This is a genomic window from Dyella sp. 01L423 (assembly GCF_056399945.1).
Genome location: NZ_JBFTSI010000001.1, coordinates 553643 through 575088 on the forward strand (window position 1 = coordinate 553643; position 21446 = coordinate 575088).

The following is a 21446-nucleotide window of genomic DNA, read 5'->3' on the forward strand; positions in this document are numbered from 1 at the left end:
CGTATGCGTCGATCGCTTGTGGTGGCTCGCTGACATCGCAACCAAGTGCGATGAAAAGTCGGACAATTTTTCTCGCAGCGCGCGATGCCTGAAGTGCGTTTGAGAGCGCGCCTTATTTGTTCAATTTCAAGCGATTTCTAGCATGGCGCCGTTTTTACGTTGCTGCCTCGCGCACTGGAAAGGACTTGTCGTGAACAAAATTTATAACGTGATTTGGGATGCGCAAAGGCAGTGCTTCGTCGTCGCTTCGGAGTTGGCCAAGGGCCACAAGAAGTCAGGATCGGCCAAGCTGAGTCTGGCCATTGCGGGTGCCTTGCTGGTCGGCGGACTCTCCGCACCCGCCATGTCTGCCACGGGCTCCGGGCTCAAGGCCGGCCCGGACGCAGTGGCGAACTATTACAGCGTCAATGACGGCGGTGTGCAGGGCGGCAACTACAACAGTGACGGCGCCACTGGCGCGAACGCCTTGGCTGCCGGCGTCGGCGCCAGTGCGGCCGGCAGCTCGGGCGTGGCCATCGGCACGGACGCGAGCGCATCCGGCAATTCCGCGATCGCCGTCGGCGACAGTTCGGTCTCGACTGGCCTGATGACCACCAGCGTGGGCGCGGGCGCGCAGGCCATTGCCGATACCTCCACAGCGTTGGGGTCAACCACCAGTGCTACCGGATTCGGCAGCACCGCCGTGGGCTATGGCGCGAACGCGGCTGGCGCCAGGGCCTTGGCTTCCGGTTATGGCACCAGCGCCAGCGGCGATAATTCGACCGCCTTGGGCAATAGCGCCAAGGCCTTGGTCGCGGATGGCGTCGCCCTCGGCAGCAAGTCAGCGGCCAATACCGCGGCAGGCATCGCCGGTTATGTGCCGGCGACGGCGACGGCAGCGCAGGCTGCAGCAATCAACGCGACCAGGAGCACGCTCGGTGCCGTCAGCGTGGGCGATGCGGCGACCAATAAATTCCGCCAGATCACCAGCGTGGCCGCGGGCACGGCCGACAGCGATGCGGTGAACGTGGCTCAGCTCAAGGGCGCCACCGCCGATGCCGTGCTCTACGACACCAGTGCGCACACTAGCGTCACGCTGGGCGGTCCCGCGTATGACCCGGTCGCCAAGACCGGCGGCACCAAGATCACCAACGTTGCCAACGGCGTGGCGCCCAGCGATGCGGTGAACAAGTCGCAGCTGGATGGACTGGCCAATACGCCGCTAACTTTCACCGGCAACAGCGGCACGGTGCAGAAGAAGCTAGGCGAGACCCTGTCGATCCGGGGCGAGGGCACGACACCAGGCACGTACGCCGGCGACAACCTCAGGACTGAGGTGGATGCAAACGGCGTGTTGCAGGTGCAGATGACCGACAAGCCCGTGTTCACCAGCGTGACTGCGGGCAACACGACCATGGACACCAACGGTGTCGTGATTGCTGGTGGTCCCCGCATCACCGTCAACGGCATCGACGCCGGCGGACAGAAGATCGGAAACGTTGCCGCAGGTACGGCGGCCACGGATGCAGTCAACGTCAACCAGCTTTCCACTGCGGTGGCTGGCGCAAAGTCGCACTACTACAGCGTCAACGATGGCGCGGTGCAGGGCGGAAACTACGGCAACGATGGCGCCACCGGCGCGAACGCCTTGGCAGCGGGCGTGAGTGCCGGCGCGGCGGGCAACTCGGCGATGGCCGTGGGTAGCAACGCGAGTGCGTTGGGCACGTCGTCGGTTGCCATGGGCGACGGTTCGGTCTCGATCGGCCTGATGACGACCAGCGCGGGTGCGAACGCCCAGGCTCTTTCCGACACGGCGACTGCCTTGGGCTCGACCACCAGCGCCTCGAGTTTCGGTAGCACCGCCGTGGGGTTTGGTGCGAACGCGGCCGGCGCCAGAACACTGGCCGGCGGCTTTGGCGCCAGCGCCAGCGCCGACAGTTCGATCGCGCTGGGCAATAGTGCCAAGGCCTTGGTTGCCGACGGCGTGGCTGTCGGCAGCAAGTCGGTGGCCAATACGGCAGCGGGCGTCGCCGGTTATGTGCCGGCGACGGCGACCGCCACGCAGGCTGCGGCGATCAACGCGACCAAGGGCACGCTCAGTGCCGTCAGCGTGGGCGATGCCGCGACCAACAAGTTCCGCCAGATCACCAGCGTGGCCGCGGGCACCGCCGACAGCGATGCGGTGAACGTGGCCCAGCTCAAGGGCGCCACCGCTGACGCTGTGCTCTATGACAGCAGCGCGCATGACAGCATCACGCTGGGCGGACCGACGTATGACCCGGTGAGCAAGACCGGCGGCACCAAGATCACCAACGTCGCCAACGGCGTGGCGCCAAGCGATGCGGTGAACAAGTCGCAGCTGGACGATCTGGCCAATACGCCGCTGACCTTCGCCGGCAACTCCGGCACAGTGCAGAAGAGACTGGGCGACACCGTGTCGATCCAGGGCAAGGGCACGACGGCGGGCACCTACGTCGGCGACAACCTCAGGACCAAGGTGGATGCGAACGGTGTGCTGCAGATCGAGATGACCGACAAGCCTGAGTTCAGCAGCGTGACTACCGGCAACACCACCGTGGACACCAACGGTGTGGTGATCACCGGCGGTCCCAGCATCACGCTCAACGGGGTCGACGCTGGTGGCAAGAAGATCACCAACGTTGCGGCCGGCACCGCGCCGACCGATGCCGTGAACCTCAGTCAGCTCACCACCACGGTGAACGGCGCGAAGACGCATTACTACAGCGTCAATGACGGCGGTACGCAGGGCGGCAACTACAACAATGATGGCGCCACGGGCCGCAACGCGATGCGAAAGCCATCGGCGCGTCGTCTACCGCCATGGGCAATTACGCCCAGGCCAACAACGACAACGACGTGGCGCTGGGCGCAGGGTCCGTCACTTCCAAGAGCAATCCGATCGCCAGTGTCACCGTGGGCGGCCAGACTTACCAATTTGCCGGTGCCAATCCCACCAGCGTGGTGAGCGTGGGCAGCAAGGGCAATGAGCGTCAGATCACCAATGTGGCCGCCGGCCAGCTCTCCAGCGACAGCACGGATGCCGTGAACGGCTCGCAGCTGTATGCGACCAACCAGGCAGTGGACGTGCTCAACGGCACCATCAACAGCATCAACGGTGGCGGCGGCATCAAGTATTTCCACGCCAAATCGTCGCTGGCCGACTCGCAAGCGGTGGGCTCGAACTCGGTAGCGGTCGGTCCCCAGGCGGTCAGTGGGGGCGCCGATAGCGTCGCCATCGGCAACGGCGCGACGGCAAGCACCAACAACAGCGTGGCGCTGGGTGCGAACTCAACAACGGGACCGGTGAAGGGCAGCTCGGGCGCAACGATCGCTGGCGACAACTACACCTTTGCCGGCGCCAATCCGGCGGGCACGGTGAGTGTTGGTGCCGCCGGGCAGGAGCGCACCATCACCAACGTGGCCGCGGGTGTGCTCTCGTCCACCAGCACCGATGCGGTGAATGGCTCGCAGCTGTATGCCACCAACCAGGCGGTCGACAAGTTGGATGGCCGCGTGACCAACGTGGAGAACACGGTCAACAACATCGCCGGCGACATCAGCAACATCAGCACAGGACAGGCCGGCATGTTCCAGACCAGCACCGACCAGAAGGCGCCTGCACCCAGCCCTACCGGCAACAACTCGGCTGCCGGCGGCGCAGGTGCGGCGGCCTCGGGTGACAACAGTCTGGCGCTGGGCAATGGCTCGCAAGCGGCCGCGAACAACAGCGTGGCCCTTGGCAACAATTCGGTCGCCGATCGCGCCGGTGCTGTGTCGGTGGGCTCTGCTGGCAACGAGCGTCAGATCACCAACCTTGCTGCGGGTACGCAGGGCACGGATGCGGTAAACGTGAGCCAGTTGAAGGCGGCACAGGCAGGCGGCGTGCAGTACGACGTCAATAGCGATGGTTCCATCAACTACAACTCGGTCACCCTCAATCCTAACGGTGGCAGCACCAGCATCCACAACGTGCAGGCGGGAACGGCCACCACGGACGCGGTGAATGTGGGCCAGCTCAATGGCGCGATGATCAACACCCAGAACTGGGCAAAGAATTACACCGACCAGCAGATCAACCAGATGGGCAAGCGTGCCTATGCCGGTACGGCTTCCGCCCTGGCGACGGCCAATATTCCGCAGGCCTATCAGCCCAATCAAAGCGTCGTGGGTGTGGGCATCGGTAATTACCATGGCCAGAGCACGATTTCGGTCGGCCTGTCCACGATTACCGAAAGTGGTCGCTACATCTTCAAGGCCAGTGCGACGGGCTCGCAGCAGGACGGCTTAGGCGTGGGTGTGGGCGCGGGCATGGCCTGGTAAGGGCTGACTGTGAATATCCCTCTGTCGTTGTGACAGAAGGATCCGTGGCTCTTGTATTCATCGGTAATAAGGTTTGCAAAAAAACATGCGCATCAAATTCAAGTTCTTCACAGTCGCGCCGTTGTTGCTGGCGACGGCATTTGTACTGGCGGCCTGCGGTAACGTGAGTCGCAACGTCCACCAGGATGGTCAGGGCGCCGACTCCATCAACTGGCCGCATGTCAGCGACACCACGCCGATGCACCAGGGTGGAACCTTCCCCGACATCGACAACCTGGTCCGCGTGCACGCCGGCCTGAACAAGCAGCAGGTCAGCGACCTGATTGGTTACCCGCATTTCAGCGAGGGGGTGTGGGGCGTGCGTGAGTGGAACTACGTCTTCAACTTCCGCGAACCGGCGCAGAGCGATCATGTGGTGACTTGCCAGTTCAAAGTGCTGTTCGACAACGACAAGCTGGCGCAACGCTTTTACTGGTTGCCCGAGGAGTGTTCGCGCTTCCAGCGACCGGCGCGGGCTCCGGCGCCGCCGCCCGTGGTGATGCCGGCCGCCGGCACCGAGCGGTTTACGCTGAATTCGGATGCGTTGTTCGCATTCGATCGCGCGGGACAGTCCGATATGTCGGCCGAAGGGCGCGCCAAACTCGACCAGCTCGCCAAGGGCATCGCGCTCCACGCCGGCCAGGTGCAAAGCGTGCGGGTGGTCGGCTACACCGACCGCTTGGGCAGCGATGCCTACAATGATGCGCTTTCGCAGAAGCGCGCCGACACCGTGAAGGACTATCTGGTCTCGCGCGGCATAGATGGCCGACTGATACAGGCCGAGGGGCGCGGCAAGCGCAATCCTGTGGCCGATTGCGTCGAGACCGAACGCAGCGCCTTGATTGCCTGCCTTGGCGCGAACCGCCGCGTCGATGTGTTGGTCACGGCCTTGAAGTCCGAGCCTCGCGTCAACTGAGCTCGACGGAAATCCTGATGCCTTGAAGCCTCAGCAATGCGCCTGGCTCGATGGCCATGACGTGCCCGGCGACCTGGCCTTCGAGGATCAGGCTGCCTTCGTAGCTGAGGTCGCCCGTGATGCGGGTTCCGTTGGCAATCAGGCTGGTGGCCATGGTGCGTGCGACTTGGCTTGGGCGTTTGCGACTGAACATGCGAGCACTTGTTGTTATGCCGGTTGAGTGGTGCCGAGCGAGAGATTGAATCTCAGTGGGGGAAAGTACGTATCCTGCGGTGGCGGTGGGGTGAGCGTCCGCGGGAACAAGGCTTGCTGTAGAAGTATGCTCACGCGCGCCACGTAATGCGGCAACGGCCAGCGCGCCGGCCAGTCGCCGACAAAGCGTTCCATGGCATCGGTCCAGGTGATGGCTGACGTCGCGTCACCCGCAGCCAGGGAGCGTTCGACTTCGCAGGCCGCCGTCACGATCGCGCGGCGCAGCATGACGCGGGAGCGGACCTTGTTGAAGATCGGGTCGGAAAGGCCCAGATCCGCCGTCACTTCTCTCGTTCCCTCAAAGCGGTCGCTCTCGAGTCTTTGCTGTGCAAGCTCCCGCAAATCCTCTTCCGGACTGTAGATCGCCACATGCAGAATCAGCGCCCGATCGGTCTGCACGTGCAACAGCTGCAGGCGGGCGGCTAGCGATGGCGCTTGCTCATGGGTGCCCGCCATCAGCGAGAAATAGAGGGCGCGGGCATGCGCGCGATTCTCCGCATCGGCTTCCGTGTACGAAGCTTCCTGGGCTACCGCAAGATCGGCGCAGCGCGATAGCGCCGCACGCCGCACCGAAGCATCGGGATCGGAGAGGGCGAGTCGAGGGAGCGCGGCAAGCAATTTTTCGTCGCGACCAAACTCGGCGGCGACACGTCGAAACAGCGACGTGTTGTGATGCCAGATGGAGCGCTGTCTGGTCTTGGCCATCGCAGGGAGTCGTGGGTGGCAAGGTGCCCACGTTCCCCCTGATACGTGGCGTCTGCACAGGCAAGGAGGGACGAGTTAGGCCACGCCCGGTTCTTGCGTGAGGCCATGCATGTTCCGCGACTTCGCCCGGACAAATACATCAGATTGCTCTGAAAGGGCTTTGGCTCTCTCGCAACGCTGGCTCAGTTGACGACGCGGGAGGTGCGCGCTGGCGGAAACAGCACTTCCACGCGGAGGCCGCCGGTGGCGCCATTGAGAAAGCGCACGGTGGCGCGATGGCGCTCGGCAATGCGCTGCACAATGGCCAGACCCAGGCCCGTGCCTTCTTCCGTCATGCCCGGCACACGGAAGAAACGTTCGCCCAGGCGTTCGAGGAAGGCGGGCGGCACGCCAGGCCCGTTGTCCTCCACGCTCACGCAGGGACCTTCGCTCAATACCGATACGCCTATCGTGAGGAAGCTGCCGCGGCCCGCGTAACGCAGGCTGTTGTCGATCAGGTTGTCGAGCATTTCCTGCAGCGATAGGCGATCGGCATCGATCCACACCGGACCGGCGGGCCCTTCGTAGCCAAGGTCCACGCCCGCCGCGATGGCGTCGTGCACACGCACGCCCAGCAATTCGGGAATCACCTGCGCGAGATCCAGCAGCACGCAGGGCGCGGTTTCGTTGAGGTCCGGCGATTGTGCGCGCGTCAGCGCGAGCAGCTGGCTGGAGGTGCGGCTGGCGCGCTGCGTGAGTCGCAGTATGTGTTGCAGGGCATCGGTGACCGTCTCTTTGGTCGGATCCACCTGGGCGCGTTCGACGTGCACGCGCAGGCCGGCAAGCGGCGTTTTCAGTTGATGTGCGGCATCGGCAATGAAGCGTTCCTGCAAGGCCAGCATGCCGCGCTGGCGCGCGAACAAGCCGTCGATGGTGCGCGTGAGCGGAAGGATTTCCACCGGCACGTCGGCATCGCCGATCGGCGCAAGGTCGTGTTCGCGCGCGGCCAGTCGCGCGGTGAGCGGATCGAGCAGGCGCAAGCCCACACGCACGCCGTACAGCACCAGGAAGAACACGCTGGCGATCAGCAGTGCCTGCGCTGGAATGCTCAGCAGCAGGATTTCGCGCGCCCGCTGGTGACGATCGTGGAAGGTCTCGGCCATGGTGACCGTGAGCTGGTCGGTCGGATCCTGCAGATTGGGTATGCGCACCGTGGCTGCCCGCAGTTCGCGATACTTCTGGGTGGTGGTGACCAGGGTGGTGGTGTAGAGCGCGGGCTCCCCGTCGAAACTGGCGCCGCTCAATGGTGCCGGTTGGAGTTCGGGCGAGCCGGCCAGCAAGCCGTGCTTCTGGCTGCTGACGTTGAAATAGTTGTGGCCTTCAGGGGCGTACTCGAGCAGAAAGCGCGCCTGGGGCGAGATCTGCCCGCCCAGGTCTTCCTGGCTGAGCATCTGGGCGAGCGTCATCGCATCGTCGCCCAGGTCGCGGTCGTGCACATGGTTGGAGTAGATCAGCGCACCGCCGTACGTGATCAGGCTTTCGACCACCAGCAACATCATCAGCGGCACCAGCAGCGACGACAGCAGGCGGTGGCGCAAGCTGGGCCGGCCATCCGGTTCGATGATCCGATAAAGCCAGGAGTCGTCCTGCTTGGCCGCCGGCCGGTTCATGCCTTGGCGTCCTTGCCTTCCTTCACTTCTTCGAGCAGATAACCAAGGCCCCGGATCGTGCGCACTTGCGTGCCCGAGTCGGCCAGCTTGCGGCGCAGGCGATAGATGGCGATGTCCAGGCCGTTGTCGGTGAGTTCTTCGTCCCAGCTGCACAGGGCTTCCACGAGCTGTGCGCGGCTGGTCACTCGGTCGGGTCGTGCGGCGAGCGCTTCGAGCAGGCCGAATTCGCGCGCCGTAAGTTCCAGCGCCTTGTCGTCGATCCAGGCGCGATGGCCGGGAAGATCCAGCCGCAGTCGTCCAATGGTGAGTTCGGGGGCGCCCTGCGAGGTATAGCGGCGCAGCAGGGCGCGTACGCGCGCCTCGAACTCGGCCAGCGCGAAGGGCTTCACCAGGTAGTCGTCGGCGCCCAGATCGAGCACGCGTACGCGCTCGCGCAGGCCTTCGCGGGCAGTGATCACCAGCACCGGCAGGCCGGTGCCGCGCTTACGCAGGCGCTGGAGCACGTCGGCGCCGTCCAGGTGGGGCAGGCCCAGGTCGAGGATGAGCAGGTCGTACGGCGTGTCTCGCAGCGCAGCGTCTGCCTTGGCGCCATCGGTGACGCTATCCACCGCATGGCCGCCCTGGCGCAGCGCGGCGCTGACACCGGCGGCAATGGAGGGGTCATCCTCGGCGATCAGTATGCGCATGGGGTCATCCAGCAGGGACGGTGGGTCGGTCGGTGGGGAAGCGCGTGACCCATCATCGTTGAATTGCGAGTGATTCTCATTTGTGGCAACATTCCAGCCCTACGTCAGGAGCAGGCGGCCCGAATGGTGGGAAGCTTAGCGCCCTGGTGGATGTTGAGACAGCGGGCGCGCGACTCGGTTGCATGGCCCGTCACGCGGATTGGCGCTGATCCAAGACAGATGATCCAAAGGCTCTGAAAGGCAGGCATGGAATCAGCGGCGCGGTCGCACAACAACCGGATGGGATCGAGCCGTGCGTTCTGGCTCAAGCAGCTCCATCAATGGCACTGGATCAGCTCCGCGCTATGTCTGGTCGGCATGCTGTTGTTCGCGATCACCGGTTTCACGCTCAATCACGCCGGACAGATCGAGGCGCATCCCAACACTGTGCATCACAGCGCGTCCTTGCCTGCCGCCTTGCTCAAGGCCGTGAGCGGCGATGACGAACGCAAGGGTGCGCCGTTGCCCGCCGCGGTGGCGGACTGGGTGTCGTCTACGCTCGATGTCGACGTGAGCGGGCGCACCGGCGACTGGTCGTCCGATGAAATCTATCTCTCCATGCCGCGCCCTGGCGGCGATGCGTGGGTAAGCATCGATCGCGAAACCGGCAAGGTGGAGAGCGAGCGCAGCTCGCGCGGCGTCATTGCCTATCTCAACGATTTGCACAAAGGCCGTCATGCCGGACCTGCCTGGGGCTGGTTCATCGACGTGTTTGCGCTGGCCTGCGTGATCTTCTCGATCACCGGGCTGCTGCTGCTGAAGATGCATGCGGCCCAGCGCGGTGCCACCTGGCCGCTGGTGATCTTTGGCCTGGTGCTGCCGCTCTTGCTCGCGCTGATCTTCATCCACTGAATCCAGAAGTGAGTGAAGAGAAGTAAGGAAATAGAGAATGTATGCCTCTCTCGCTTCTCACTCCCCTTTACTATTTCCCGCTTTTACGAGGACACCATGCGCCGTCTCTCCCTGACTCTCCCCGCGATCCTGCTGGCCGCCCCGGCCGTTGCGGCCGACCTCAACGTCACCGTGCAGATTCCGCAGCTCAACGTGGCGGAATACCATCGTCCCTACACCGCCGTGTGGGTGGAGCGCGAAGACCATTCCGTCGCCGCACAGCTGGCCGTGTGGTATGCGCAGAAGGAATCGAAGGAAGGCGCCGGCACCAAGTGGCTGCCGGAGTTGCGCCAGTGGTGGCGTCGCGGCGGCCGTGATCTGCAGATGCCGGTCGACGGCGTATCCGGCGCGACGCGTCCGGCCGGCGACCAGAAGCTGAGCTTCCATGAAGGCAAGGCGCCCCTGGCTGAGCTGGCGCCGGGCAAGTACGAACTCGTGGTTGAAGCGGCCCGTGAAACCGGCGGCCGCGAAGTGGTGCGCGTGCCGTTCACCTGGCCGGCCACGGCGCCACAGCAGCTCGCCGCGCAAGGCAGCAGCGAGCTGGGTGCCGTCAAAGTCGATCTCGCCCCGTAATCGAAGGAGAACAACATCATGATCAAGCATTCGTTGAAGTGGGGCGCGCTGGCCATGGCTCTGGCACTGCCGTTCACCGCGCAGGCGCACAAGATGTGGATGGTGCCGTCGGCCACCAATGTGTCCGGCAACGATCCGTGGGTGACGGTGGATGCCGCCGTTTCCAATGACTTGTTTTATCCCGATCACATGGCGGTGCAGCTGGATCGCGTAGTCATCACCACGCCGGACGGCCAGACGGCCAAACCGGAAAACGCGCTCACCGGCGAGTACCGCAGCGTGTTCGACGTTCACCTCACCCAGCCGGGCACGTACAAGATCGCCGCGGTGAATGGCGGTCTGTTCGCCAACTACGAAGTGGATGGCCAGAAGAAACGCTGGCGCGGCGACGCAGCCGAGCTTGCCAAGGCGATTCCTGCCAACGCGAAGAATGTCGAAGTGTCCGAGTCGATCAACCGCGTGGAGACCTTCGTCACCAACGGCAAGCCTAGCGATGGCGCGCTCAAGCCCAGCGGCAAGGGGCTCGAGTTGGTGCCGGTGACGCGCTTCACCGACCTGGCCTCGGGTGAGGCGGCCACGTTCCAGTTGCTGCTGGACGGCAAACCCGCGTCGAACCTGAAGGTGATGGCGATTGCCGGCGAAACGCGCTATCGCAACGCGCCGGAGGAAATCGATGTCACCACCGACAAGGACGGCAAGTTCAGCGTCACCTGGCCGCACGCCGGCATGTATTGGGTGAACGCCAGCACGCAGGACAACAAGTCCAGCATCAAGCAGGCCAAGCTGCGTCGCCTGTCGTATGCCGCCACGCTGGAAGTGCTGCCGCAGTAATGCCACGCGTGAGTGCTGAAGCGAAGGCGTGGGTGCATCGGTGAGCGATCTGGTCGTGCAATCGGTGCAGGGCGAGACCATGGGCACGTTCTGGTCGGTGCGCGCGGTGATGCCGGCGGAGTTGTCGCTGGCATCGCGCAGCAAGGCCATCCAAGCCGTGCTCGATCTGGTCGATGGGCAGATGAGCACGTACAAGCCCAACTCGTCGTTGTCGCGTTTCAACGCGGCGCCGGCGGGCACCTGGCATGTGTTGCCGGCCGAATGCTTTGAGGTGGTGCGGCACGCGCTCGAGCTGGCGCGCACCAGCGATGGCGCGTACGACCCGACGGTGGGGCCGCTGGTGAACCTTTGGGGTTTCGGCCCCGACGCTGCGCGGCAGGCACCGCCGTCGCGCGAGGCGATCGACGTGGCGCGCGAACGCATCGGCTGGTGGCGGATCAAGCTGGACGCCGCCACTCACAGCCTCTATCAACCTGGCGGCGTCTATCTCGATCTTTCGTCGGTCGCCAAGGGCTATAGCGTCGACCTGGTCGGCCGCAGCCTTGATGCTGCCGGCATCGACGCGTGGCTGGTCGAAGTCGGCGGCGAACTGAAGGGCAAAGGCAGGAAGCCCGATGGATCACCTTGGCGCATCGGCATCGAGCGTCCCGGCGCCGCCGTCGGCGCCGTGCAGCATGGCGACCAGCTCAGCCAGGTGGTTTGTCTCACGGGCCGGGCCATCGCCACCTCCGGTGACTACCGCCGCCAATTCACGACCGATGGCGTGACGTATTCGCATCACGTCGATCCGCGCACCGGTTGGCCAGTGCCGCACACCGTCGCCTCGGTCAGCGTGCTCGCCAATGAGGCGATGCAGGCCGATCCGCTGGGCACGCTGATGACTGTGCTGGGGCCGGAACAAGGCCTGGCGTATGCCACCGAACGCGGTCTCGCGGTGATGTTCATCGTGCACGGGGCGAACGGACTGGAAGAACGCCTGTCATCCGCCTTCGAGGCTGCGCTGGCGTCATGAGCGCACCCTCCGCCATATCGACACGTCCCGCCTGGGGCAACGTGCTGCTTTGTATGTTGCTGGCGTTATTGATCGTCGGGCTGATGGCCTTGCATCGGCGCGAGTGGGAATGGCACGACCCGGGCGCACTACATTGGCTGAGCGCGCTCGTCGTGTTGTTGGCATGGCTAGGATTCACGGTGTGGCTCACTGGCCGTCGCCGGCGTGCTGCGCAACGGCAGGTGCAGCGCATGGCGCCCGCCATCGAGGCGCAGAACAACGCCATCCTTATCGCATTTGCCAGCCAGACCGGCACAGCGGAGGAGTGGGCGCTGCAGACAGCGCAAAGTCTGCAGCAGGCTGGCGCATCCGTGCGACTGACCGAGCTCGGGCAGTTGGATGTGGGCGCACTCACGCAGGAAGATCGCGTGCTGTTCGTAGTGAGCACGACAGGCGAAGGCGATGCACCCGATAGCGCAGCGCGCTTCGTCACCCAGTGCATGCGTACCCCGCAAGCGCTGTCGACGCTGCACTACGGTCTGCTCGCGCTGGGTGACAGCGACTACGACGATTTCTGCGGATTTGGCCGGGGGCTGCAGCACTGGCTGCAGCAAAGCGGCGCCAGGCCGCTGTTCGATCCGGTGGAAGTAGACAATGGCGACGCCTCGGCGCTGCGCCATTGGCAGCACCATCTGGCACTGCTTTCCGGCGCCGCCGAACTGCCGGACTGGCAGCAGCCGGACTACCAGCGCTGGCAACTGGTCGAACGCGTCTTGCTCAATCCGGCGAGTCAGGGCGACCCGTGCTTCCACCTGGCCTTGCGTCCGCATGCAGGGCAGGCGACGTGGCAGGCCGGCGACCTGGTGGAGATCGGTCCGCGACATGCGGCGGCCAACGTGGAGCAGTGGTTGGCGACATACGGACTGGACGGCGACGCTTTCGTCGAACACCAAGGGCGCCACGCATCGTTGCGCGAATGGCTGGCGGCCAGTCACTGGCCGCAAGGCAGCGAAGCACCGCACGCCAACCCGGCGCAGCTGGTGGCAGCGCTGCAGGCGCTGCCGCATCGCGAGTATTCCATTGCCTCGGTGCCCTCCGATGGCAGCGTGCACCTGCTGGTTCGTCGCATGCGACGCGAGGACGGCTCGCTTGGCATCGGTTCGGGCTGGCTCACCCAATACGCGCAGCTGGGCGACGAGATCGCCTTGCGCATTCGCGCCAACCCTGGGTTCCACGCGCCTGCAGATAACCGCCCGCTGGTGCTGATCGGCAATGGCACAGGACTGGCGGGTTTGCGCGCGTTGCTGAAGACGCGCATCGAAGCAGCACAGCGGCGCAACTGGTTGCTGTTCGGCGAGCGAGAGCCCGCTCACGACTTCTACCATCGCGACGAGATCTTGCGATGGCAACAACAGGGTTCGATCGAACGGCTCGACTTGGCGTGGTCTCGTGAGGGTATCGCTCGAGTGTATGTGCAGGATCGCTTGCGTGAATCCGCCGAGCTCTTGCGTCAGTGGGTGGAGCAGGGCGCAGCGATCTACGTGTGCGGCAGTCTCGCCGGCATGGCGCCTGGCGTTGACGCGGTGTTGCGCGAAACCTTGGGCGAGGCCACGGTCGAGCAACTGCGCGAGGCCGGACGTTACCGACGCGACGTCTATTGAGCTGCCGTGACCTTTGGCCTATAGGAGCGCCATGCGCGTATGCCGCAGGCTGGGCGTTCCTTCGGGGGAGGGTGTCATGGGAACACGGATGCAACACGCGCTGCGCCTCGGCTTGGCGCTGGCCTGTCTGGCCTTGTCGTCGATGGCCGCTGCACAGGACTCACCGCTTCCGACACCCAGCACGACGATCGCGCCAGCGTTGATCCCGCTGGCCAAGCCACACGCCGATGCACCGCGTGAGGCTAGTGCGCCCGAGGCCTGGGGTGGTGTGCGCACGGGCAAGGAGGCGACGCTGTCCGATCGCGTGGTCGCTTATCGCATCGATGCCGAGCTGGATGCGGCCAGCCATAGCATCACTGGCAGCGAACAACTGACCTGGCGCAACCGCAGCAGCCAGCCGGTCAATCGCATCTATCTGCATCTTTACCTCAATGCCTTCCAGAACGAAGGCAGCACGTTCTTCACCGAACGCAGCGTGCTCACCGCGCATGGTCATTCGCGTGGCGAGGCGGTGCCGAAGCAAGGCGAATGGGGCTGGATTGACCTCAAGACCGTGCAGCAGGGCAATGCGGCGCTGAAGTGGCGCTTCGTGCATCCCGATGACGGTCCCGCCACCGACCAGACGGTAGCCGCGATCGATCTTGCCGAGCCCGTTCCGGCCGGCGGCACGCTTACGCTGGATATCGATTTCGTCAGCCAGCTGCCGCGCGTGATCGAACGCACCGGCTGGTGGGGCAACTTCAACCTGGTGGCGCAGTGGTTTCCGAAGATCGGCGTGCTGGAGCTGCCGGGCGAGCGTGGCGCGACGCAAGTGCAGTGGAACGTGCACGAGTACCATTTCAACAGCGAGTTCTACGCCGATTTCGGCAGCTACGACGTGCGCCTTACCGTGCCCTCCGATTACACGGTGGGAGCGGTCGGTGCACAGAAGGGCGAACCTTCCGAACAAAACGGCAAGACCACCTATCACTTCGTCCAGGGCGACGTGCACGATTTCGCCTGGGTGGCCGCCAAGGTTTTTCGCACTCTCGATGGCAGCTGGCAGGGCCCGGGCAGCCCGAATGTGGCCGTGCGCGTGATGTATCCGCCCGAATACGTTGCCAGCGCGCAACCGGTGCTCAAGGCCACGCTGGATTCGTTGAGCTATTTCTCCGACACGCTGGGGCCCTACCCGTATCGCACGGTCACGGCTGTAGTCCCGCCGTTCAATGCGGAAGAAGCCGGTGGCATGGAGTACCCGACCTTCTTCACCGCCGAAGGCGACAAGACGATCGACAAAGACACCATGGACCAGTGGAACATCGACTTCGTGACCATCCACGAATTCGGCCACGGTTACTTCTACGGCCTGCTCGCCTCGAACGAGTTCGAGGAGCCGATGCTGGACGAAGGCATCAACGAGTATTGGGACGAGCACATGCTGCGCGAACGCAACCAGCGCGTGCTGACGCCCAGCTCATGGTTGCGCCGCGCCGGCATCACTCCGTCGATGGACGTCTTTACGTACGAACGACTCGATGCCGGGCTGCAGCATCCTTTCGATCCGCTGGGACAGAACAGCTGGGACCGCTACTCCAGTTCGAGCTACGGCACGGTGTATTCGCGTACCGCCACCGCCATGCACGATCTGGAACAGCGCCTGGGCAAGGACGTGATGGCTCGCGCCATGCGCGAATACTATCGGCGCTGGCACTTCCGCCATCCATCCGCGGCAGATTTGCGCGCCACCTTGATCGATGTCTCCGGCAACGCGCGTGCAGTCAACGAGATCTTCGATCAGTACGTCTATGGCACGGCGCGTATCGACGATCGCGTGACATCGATCGATATCAGCAAAGTGCTACCCGAGGCGGGCAGCTGGGTGAAGGACGGCCAGCGCACCGAGTTGACCGCCGATGATCGCGATGACGAGGTCGAGAAAAAGCGCGACGCCTGGAAGAAGTCGCACCCCAACGCCAAGAAAAACGAGGACGGCCCGTACCAGGTGCGCAGCACCGTGACAGTGGTGCGTGAAGGCGCCGTCGTACCGCAGCTGCTGCGCGTGACCTTCGTGGGCGGCACGCATGTCGACGTACCGTGGGACGACGATCGCCGCTGGAGGCGCTTCGTATTTACCGGCGACGCAGCGGTGATCTCCGCCGAGCTCGATCCCGAACACAAGATTCTGCTCGACGAGAACAAACTCAATGACAGTCGCACGGTGAAAGCCGACCCCTCGGCCTCGCGCCGCTGGACAGCCGATCTCGCGGCACTGTTGCAGTCGCTGTATGCATGCCTGGTGACGCTGTGATGGCCTACAAGAGTGCTCGTCGAGTCGATATGGGAGCGGTGGCGCTGGCGCCGTTTGCAGCGTTGCAGTGGCGTCTGCTGCTGCTGTGGCTGCTGGCGACGCTGATCGCCACGATGGTGGCGGCGCTGCCGTTGTTGCAGGCGCTCGGTGGCTTGCTCGATCGCTCCACCCATACGCATGAGTGGGCGCGCCAGTTCGATGGCCTGATGTTCAGCGATGTAGCCGTGGCCTTGTCGCGCGAGCACGCCACACTGCATGGCGCCGGACTGGCGAGTGCGTTACTCATGCTGCTGTGGTTGCCGTGGCTCAACGGCATGGTGGTCGCCAGCGGCCGGGCGGGACGCACGCTTGGATTTGCCCAGCTTTTGCAGGGGGGACTGATCGAGTACGGCCGCATGTTCCGGCTGATGCTCTGGTCGGTGCTGCCGTATGCGCTCGCCGGCCTGCTGGTGCAAATGGGTTTGGATCGCGCCGACGATCGCAGCGATCTCGCCACGCTGCAGTCGCAGGCGGATACCGCTCAGCATCTAGCCTGGTGGGCCGCGGGTGCCTTCGTCGTGCTGGCGCAGGCCTGGGTGGAATCCGCGCGCGCCTCGTTCATCGCCGACCTCGGGTTGCGATCGGCGTCCATCGCGATGCTGCGCGGCCTGCTGCAGCTGCTGCGCCGGCCGGTATCGACGCTGTTCGTCTACCTGCTGCTGAGCGCCGTCGGTTTCGCCATCGCGCTCGGCTTGGGCCTGGCCCGCATACACAGCGTGTCGGTCGGTGCCTCGGGCTTGCTCTGGGGCTTCCTGCTCAGCCAGCTCATCGTGCTGGCCCTGGGCTGGATGCGCATCGCGCGCCTGTTCGCGCTGGCCGATGTGGGGCGCTCGTTGGGCATGGGCCGGCGATCAGGGCTGTAAGCGCGACGGTCAGAGGTCGGCGAGACGAACAAGCACGATTCCGCGGATGCCTTCGATCCGTTTGAGGCTATTACGCGGGATTACGCATAGGAACCAACGCCAGACCTGAGGTGTCAACACTTCCATCGCGCCGTTCTGCGAACGGGCGAAGGGAGTGCACGGCTGATGCCGCATTGGAAGCATGCGATAAGGAAGGGCACGACGTTAGCGGTCGTTGCTTTGCTGCATCTAATGATCTTCGTGTACCTGACGATGCCTCCGGCACCCGAGTATTGGAGCAACGCAGCGAAGATGCTGGGCCGGACTGGCGCGCTACAGCTTGTGTTCCTGAAGCAACCAGCCCTCTCAGACAGCATGGTGTTGCCGCACGCCATTCCAGTGCCGGTGCTCGCTGCGCCTCGCTCTTCCCGAGCCGTTGATTCCAGGAGAACGTCTGTACTTGTGGTAGCCAATACTCAAGGGCCTGCCGAAACTCTCAACGCGAGGGACGATGTTAGTAGTAGCGACGTGGGCGTGCCCAAAGCTGCCATTCCTGCTGACTCTTCGTACGGAAATCCCTTGTTCAAGGCCTCTCAGGGCGACTCTCAAGCTCGAGAGCGTCCGCGTATTCCGGGTCACGCTGATGGGGAGTTGGTGAAGACTATTGCCGTTGGTGAGCAGCCGAGCCCGAGACAGATACTTCAAGAAGGAGCGAAGTTCTTGAACTGCAGTCAGGTTCGAATGGCCCGCTTCCTTTCCGCCAGTGAAATGGACAAACGCCACATTACGACGCACGAACTTGATCAGGCATTCACTGAATTCGGGTGCACGTGATTGCCCAGTTGCGCGCTCCGGAGAAATCCTCGGCGGAAGGTACGGCGATGACGAGTCAGATCAGCCGTTGGAAGATGGCTGCGCGCTGAGTAGATATCTGACAGCCTCTATTTCGAGAAGCCAGCAGACGAAGGCTCAGGCGGCAGGCAGACGGGCCAGCACGATCTCGCCACCGCCTTCGATGCGCACCGGGTGTCCGGGGATCGGGTCGATCCACATCATGTCGTTCGCTTCCAGCGACTGTGAGCGGTGATCGGCGATCACCTTGGCGCGGCCTGACAGCAACAGCAGGAACCAGCGCCAGCCGTTGGGCGCCAGCAGCACCATGGCGCCATTCAGCGGACGGGCCATCAGCTCGCCCTGAGCCTCGCCGCGCAGCTTGAGATTGAACGTGCGGGTCGGCGCGGTCGGCAGGCAGGCCTGCGGATCGTTGCTTTGGTCGAACTGGGCGATCTGGAAACGGGTGACGTGCTGGGTGCGGCCGTCGGGGAAGGCGATGTCCACCGGGGCGTCCAGCGGCACGAAGTGCCGACGGAGGTCAGCATGTGCTGGAAAGTCGACCTCTTGCTCCATCCCGATCAGGGTCATTTGCCACTGCCAGGCATCGTCGTCCGGCCCGCAGGCAATCGGTGTGATGACTGCCGTGCCTTTGGCGCAGGGAGCGCCATGGAGACTTTCGATGGGCAGTCGCTGCAGCTGGCTCATGCCCAGGCGCGACGCTTTTCGGTGCAGGGCGGGTAATAGGCGAACACGTGGTTGTGGGCGCCAAAGAAATCCATGTCGTCGATATGCTCGCCGCCCAGCCGTTCGGCCACGCGGTCGGATGCCTCGTTGCCGATCTTCACCAGGCTGATCACACGCGGCGAGCCCAGGGCGTGCCAGGCGAAATCCAGAATCGCGCCGCCCGCTTCGGTGGCGTAACCGTGGTGGCGGAAGTCCGGCTTGAGCATCCAGCCAAGTTCCAGGTCTGGCCAACCTTCAGGGCGCATCAGGCCGGCGCGACCGATGAATTCCCCCGTGTCCTTCAGCTCCAGCGCCCACATGCCGTAGCCGCGCAGCTGCCAGTGGCCGATCAGCATGGCCAGCGAACGCCAGGCATTGGTGCGGTCCAGCGGTTGGCCGTCGCCGATCCAGCGGGTGCTGGCGGGGTCGGCGAGCATCGCGGCGTAATCGTCGAAATGTCGTTCGGCGAGGGCGGTAAGGCGCAGGCGCGCCGTTTCAATAACAGGTATGTCGATCATGATTTTCAGCAAGCAAGTCGGGTGCCATTGAGCAGGGCCGCCAAAGCGTGAGTGCTCGTTCGCAGGCTTTCGGTCCATGACAGGCCCACAATCGGCTGCCCGGTGGCCGCGTCCGTGAAAGCCTCTTCTTCACCCGGCGGCAACAAGTGCCGGTAATCCACGGTGATCTCCGTGCCAGCAGGCAAATCGCGTGCCGCGAACACGAAGCCCAGATGCCACAGACCGGTCGGCTCGAAGCTGTGATTGAGATAGCACTCGTCCGGCCAGTCCGGCGACACCGTATAGCGGTCCTCGAACCAGCGGGCGCTCGCATACAGCTGGGCCGACAGGTCGGGCGAGCCGGTGAGTTCGTCGTAGCGGTACGTGCGGTCGATCGCGTCCGGTGCCGTGAGCACCTGACCGGCCGACACGTCCTCCAATAGGAACAACCCCTGGCCCGCGCCGGCGATGTTCGACGCGGCTATGCGGTAACGCGGAACAATCATGGCAGCCCTAACCGATGGCAAGGCGGGCGAGTGTAGGCGCATCCGGCCGGGGTTTCCATACCGGCCGAATGCGATTCGTGTACTTAAGTAGTTGACCCAGTTTGGTTATTGGCCGCCGCCCTTGGCCGTCTTGGGCGCTGCCCTGGGCGCCGTTTTGGCTGGCGCGACAGCTGCGGCGGGCTTTGCGGCCGTTTTGGCGACGGATGCTGGCGTGGGGCCGGAGCCGCTCAACAGAATGGCGCTACGGTTGCGCTCCAGCGTGGCCGGTCCCACGCCTTTGACGTTGGACAGGTCGGCGACTGTCTTGAAGGGGCCGTGTGCTTCCCGGTAGGCCACGATGGCCTTGGCCTTCGACGGGCCGATGCCGTCCAGCGAGTTGGACAGCGTGGCGGCGTCGGCCGTGTTGATATTGACGGGCGTGGCCGCGAAGGCCGGCCAGGCCAGCGCAAGAGCCAATAGTGCTGCTGCGATCTGCTTGATCATGATCACTCCTCCCTTGATGGATGCGGCCCTCTCGGGACCGCTAGAGGACTGTGCCCAGCCGATGCGCCGGTGGCTGTCGGCAGCGGTGGCATCGGTGGCCTGGCATCGCCCGTCGCGGTGCGTGGGCGCTTGTCGCTACGCCCAGCCCCTCTCGCACGTGCTGATACAATGACGGCCTTTTCCCACGCTGTAGGAGTCGTCCATGGATACCGCTCGCCTCAACCGTTACATCAGCGGACTGTGGGATGACGAGATCGTGCCTCAGCTGGTCGAATACATCCGCATTCCCAACAAGTCGCCGATGTTCGATCCCAAGTGGATGGAGCACGGCTACATGGATGCGGCGGTGAAGCTGATGGAGACGTGGGCGCGCAGCAAGCTCTCTTCGCTGCCGGGCGCCACGCTCGAAGTGGTGCGTCTGGAAGGCCGTACGCCGCTCATCTACATCGAAGTGCCGGGCACGGGCGACGACACCGTCGTGCTTTACGGCCACCTGGACAAGCAGCCGGAAATGACCGGCTGGGCCGAGGGCCTGGGTCCGTGGACGCCGGTGCTGAAGGGCGACAAGCTCTATGGCCGCGGCGGCGCCGATGACGGCTACGCCATCTTCGGTTCGCTCGCCGCCCTGCTGGCGCTGCAAGAGCAGGGCGTGCCGCATGCACGCTGCGTGGTGCTGATCGAAGCCTGCGAAGAGTCGGGCAGCTATGACCTGCCGTACTACGTCGACCATCTCGCCGATCGCATCGGCAATCCGTCGCTGGTGGTGTGTCTGGATTCGGGCTGCGGCAACTACGACCAGCTGTGGCTGACCACTTCGCTGCGCGGCATGACCGGCGGCGAGCTGACCGTGCAGGTGTTGGAAGAAGGCGTGCATTCGGGCGATGCGTCCGGCGTGGTGCCATCGAGCTTCCGCATCCTGCGCGAGCTGCTGAGCCGACTGGAAGATCCGGAAACCGGCACGATCAAGCCCAAGGAGCTGTACGTCGATATCCCGCCGCAGCGCATCGAGCAGGCCAAGAAGTCGGCCGGGGTGCTGGGTACCGCGGTGTACGACAAGTTCCCGTTTGTGGCCGGCATGCATCCGGTCACCGAAGACCTCACCGAGCTGGTGCTCAACCGCACCTGGCGTCCGCAGCTGGCGGTCACCGGCGTGGACGGCATGCCGCCGCTGGAGAGCGCGGGCAACGTGCTGCGTCCCAAAACCTCGGTGAAGCTCAGCCTGCGCGTGCCGCCGACGCTGTCCGGTGCCAAGGCGGGCCAGCTGGTCAAGCAGCTGCTGGAGAAGGATCCGCCGTACGGCGCCAAGGTCAGCTTCAAGCTGGAGAAGGACGGCAGCGGCTGGAATGCTCCGCAGCTGTCGGCATGGCTGGAAGAGGCTGTGGCCAAGGCCTCGGAAACGTATTTCGGCGCACCGGCGGCCTACATGGGCGAGGGCGGCAGCATTCCCTTCATGGGCATGCTGGGCGAGAAATTCCCCAAGGCGCAGTTCCTGATCACCGGCGTGCTGGGTCCGCACTCCAATGCGCACGGCCCGAACGAATTCCTGCACATTCCCACCGGCAAGAAGGTGTCGATGGTGGTGGCTGACGTGGTGGCTCATCACTACGCGCAGGGCGCCAAGGCCTAAACGTGAACGTCGCCCCGGCGCGATGCCGGGGCGAGGCAATCGACTGCGCAGG

19 protein-coding genes and 2 pseudogenes are annotated in these 21446 nt (G+C 64.4%); 13 read left to right on the plus strand and 8 right to left on the minus strand.

Annotated elements, in window-relative coordinates:
* Positions 1–142 precede the first annotated feature (142 nt).
* The 4 genes and pseudogenes from AC1DMY_RS02415 to AC1DMY_RS02430 form a co-directional block, all read left to right on the plus strand.
* A pseudogene (locus tag AC1DMY_RS02415) lies at positions 143–2704 on the plus strand (ESPR-type extended signal peptide-containing protein); the annotation flags it as partial.
* A 290-nt stretch (positions 2705–2994) separates the two neighbouring features.
* Positions 2995–3073 (plus strand): annotated as a pseudogene (locus AC1DMY_RS02420) (hypothetical protein); the annotation flags it as partial.
* Between the two features lie 98 nt (positions 3074–3171).
* Positions 3172–4320, plus strand: a complete 1149-nt coding sequence (locus AC1DMY_RS02425) for a YadA family autotransporter adhesin (RefSeq protein ID WP_477164179.1) — start codon at positions 3172–3174, stop codon at positions 4318–4320.
* A gap of 85 nt (positions 4321–4405) precedes the next feature.
* Positions 4406–5275 carry an OmpA family protein gene (locus tag AC1DMY_RS02430; protein ID WP_477163425.1) on the plus strand — a complete coding sequence of 290 codons (870 nt, stop codon included), beginning with the start codon at positions 4406–4408 and terminating at the stop codon, positions 5273–5275.
* On the opposite strand, the gene AC1DMY_RS02435 is transcribed toward AC1DMY_RS02430, so the two are convergent.
* The 4 genes from AC1DMY_RS02435 to AC1DMY_RS02450 all read right to left on the minus strand — a co-directional run bounded on the left by AC1DMY_RS02435 (position 5268) and on the right by AC1DMY_RS02450 (position 8567).
* The gene (locus AC1DMY_RS02435; protein ID WP_477163426.1) at positions 5268–5429 is read right to left on the minus strand and encodes a hypothetical protein; all 162 of its coding nucleotides are present in this window, start codon (positions 5427–5429) and stop codon (positions 5268–5270) included. The genes AC1DMY_RS02430 and AC1DMY_RS02435 overlap by 8 nt on opposite strands.
* Before the next feature lie 53 nt (positions 5430–5482).
* Positions 5483–6232 carry a hypothetical protein gene (locus AC1DMY_RS02440; protein WP_477163427.1) on the minus strand — a complete coding sequence of 250 codons (750 nt, stop codon included), beginning with the start codon at positions 6230–6232 and terminating at the stop codon, positions 5483–5485.
* Between the two features lie 182 nt (positions 6233–6414).
* Positions 6415–7881: an ATP-binding protein gene (locus tag AC1DMY_RS02445; protein WP_477163428.1), complete on the minus strand. Its 1467-nt coding sequence runs from the start codon at positions 7879–7881 to the stop codon at positions 6415–6417.
* Complete coding sequence (locus AC1DMY_RS02450) at positions 7878–8567, minus strand: response regulator (protein WP_046969994.1); 690 nt, start codon at positions 8565–8567, stop codon at positions 7878–7880. The genes AC1DMY_RS02445 and AC1DMY_RS02450 overlap by 4 nt, the downstream gene beginning before the upstream one ends.
* 246 nt (positions 8568–8813) lie before the next feature.
* Here AC1DMY_RS02450 and AC1DMY_RS02455 point away from each other — a divergent pair, with 246 nt between their 5' ends.
* The 8 genes from AC1DMY_RS02455 (at position 8814) to AC1DMY_RS02490 (ending at position 17558) form a co-directional block, all read left to right on the plus strand.
* On the plus strand, positions 8814–9458 hold the full coding sequence (locus AC1DMY_RS02455) for a PepSY-associated TM helix domain-containing protein (RefSeq protein WP_477163429.1): 645 nt from the start codon (positions 8814–8816) through the stop codon (positions 9456–9458).
* Positions 9459–9554: 96 nt separating this feature from the next.
* Positions 9555–10070, plus strand: a complete 516-nt coding sequence (locus AC1DMY_RS02460; RefSeq protein WP_477163430.1) for a DUF2271 domain-containing protein — start codon at positions 9555–9557, stop codon at positions 10068–10070.
* 18 nt (positions 10071–10088) lie between these two features.
* Positions 10089–10901: a DUF4198 domain-containing protein gene (locus tag AC1DMY_RS02465; protein ID WP_477163431.1), complete on the plus strand. Its 813-nt coding sequence runs from the start codon at positions 10089–10091 to the stop codon at positions 10899–10901.
* A 28-nt stretch (positions 10902–10929) separates the two neighbouring features.
* Entirely contained in the window at positions 10930–11913 is a 984-nt protein-coding gene (locus AC1DMY_RS02470; protein ID WP_477163432.1) for an FAD:protein FMN transferase, read from the plus strand.
* Positions 11910–13553: a sulfite reductase subunit alpha gene (locus AC1DMY_RS02475; protein WP_477163433.1), complete on the plus strand. Its 1644-nt coding sequence runs from the start codon at positions 11910–11912 to the stop codon at positions 13551–13553. Before AC1DMY_RS02470 ends, AC1DMY_RS02475 begins: the two co-directional genes overlap by 4 nt.
* Positions 13554–13629: 76 nt before the next feature.
* Entirely contained in the window at positions 13630–15843 is a 2214-nt protein-coding gene (locus AC1DMY_RS02480) for a M1 family metallopeptidase (RefSeq protein WP_477163434.1), read from the plus strand.
* Positions 15825–16745, plus strand: coding sequence for a hypothetical protein (locus tag AC1DMY_RS02485; protein ID WP_477163435.1), 921 nt, complete (start codon positions 15825–15827; stop codon positions 16743–16745). Before AC1DMY_RS02480 ends, AC1DMY_RS02485 begins: the two co-directional genes overlap by 19 nt.
* 165 nt (positions 16746–16910) lie before the next feature.
* Positions 16911–17558: a hypothetical protein gene (locus tag AC1DMY_RS02490; RefSeq protein ID WP_477163436.1), complete on the plus strand. Its 648-nt coding sequence runs from the start codon at positions 16911–16913 to the stop codon at positions 17556–17558.
* A 135-nt stretch (positions 17559–17693) separates the two neighbouring features.
* On the opposite strand, the gene AC1DMY_RS02495 is transcribed toward AC1DMY_RS02490, so the two are convergent.
* The 4 genes from AC1DMY_RS02495 to AC1DMY_RS02510 all read right to left on the minus strand — a co-directional run bounded on the left by AC1DMY_RS02495 (position 17694) and on the right by AC1DMY_RS02510 (position 19767).
* Positions 17694–18263 carry a HutD family protein gene (locus AC1DMY_RS02495; protein WP_477163437.1) on the minus strand — a complete coding sequence of 190 codons (570 nt, stop codon included), beginning with the start codon at positions 18261–18263 and terminating at the stop codon, positions 17694–17696.
* A complete protein-coding gene (locus AC1DMY_RS02500; protein WP_477163438.1) occupies positions 18260–18799 on the minus strand; it encodes a GNAT family N-acetyltransferase in 540 nt (179 codons plus the stop codon). The genes AC1DMY_RS02495 and AC1DMY_RS02500 overlap by 4 nt, the downstream gene beginning before the upstream one ends.
* Positions 18800–18804: 5 nt before the next feature.
* Positions 18805–19284 (minus strand): SET domain-containing protein, encoded by a 480-nt coding sequence (locus AC1DMY_RS02505; RefSeq protein ID WP_477163439.1) that lies wholly within the window; start codon positions 19282–19284, stop codon positions 18805–18807.
* Positions 19285–19389: 105 nt separating this feature from the next.
* Positions 19390–19767, minus strand: coding sequence for a ComEA family DNA-binding protein (locus AC1DMY_RS02510; protein ID WP_477163440.1), 378 nt, complete (start codon positions 19765–19767; stop codon positions 19390–19392).
* Positions 19768–19969: 202 nt separating this feature from the next.
* Here AC1DMY_RS02510 and AC1DMY_RS02515 point away from each other — a divergent pair, with 202 nt between their 5' ends.
* Positions 19970–21394: a M20 family metallopeptidase gene (locus AC1DMY_RS02515; protein ID WP_477163441.1), complete on the plus strand. Its 1425-nt coding sequence runs from the start codon at positions 19970–19972 to the stop codon at positions 21392–21394.
* Positions 21395–21446 lie beyond the last annotated feature (52 nt).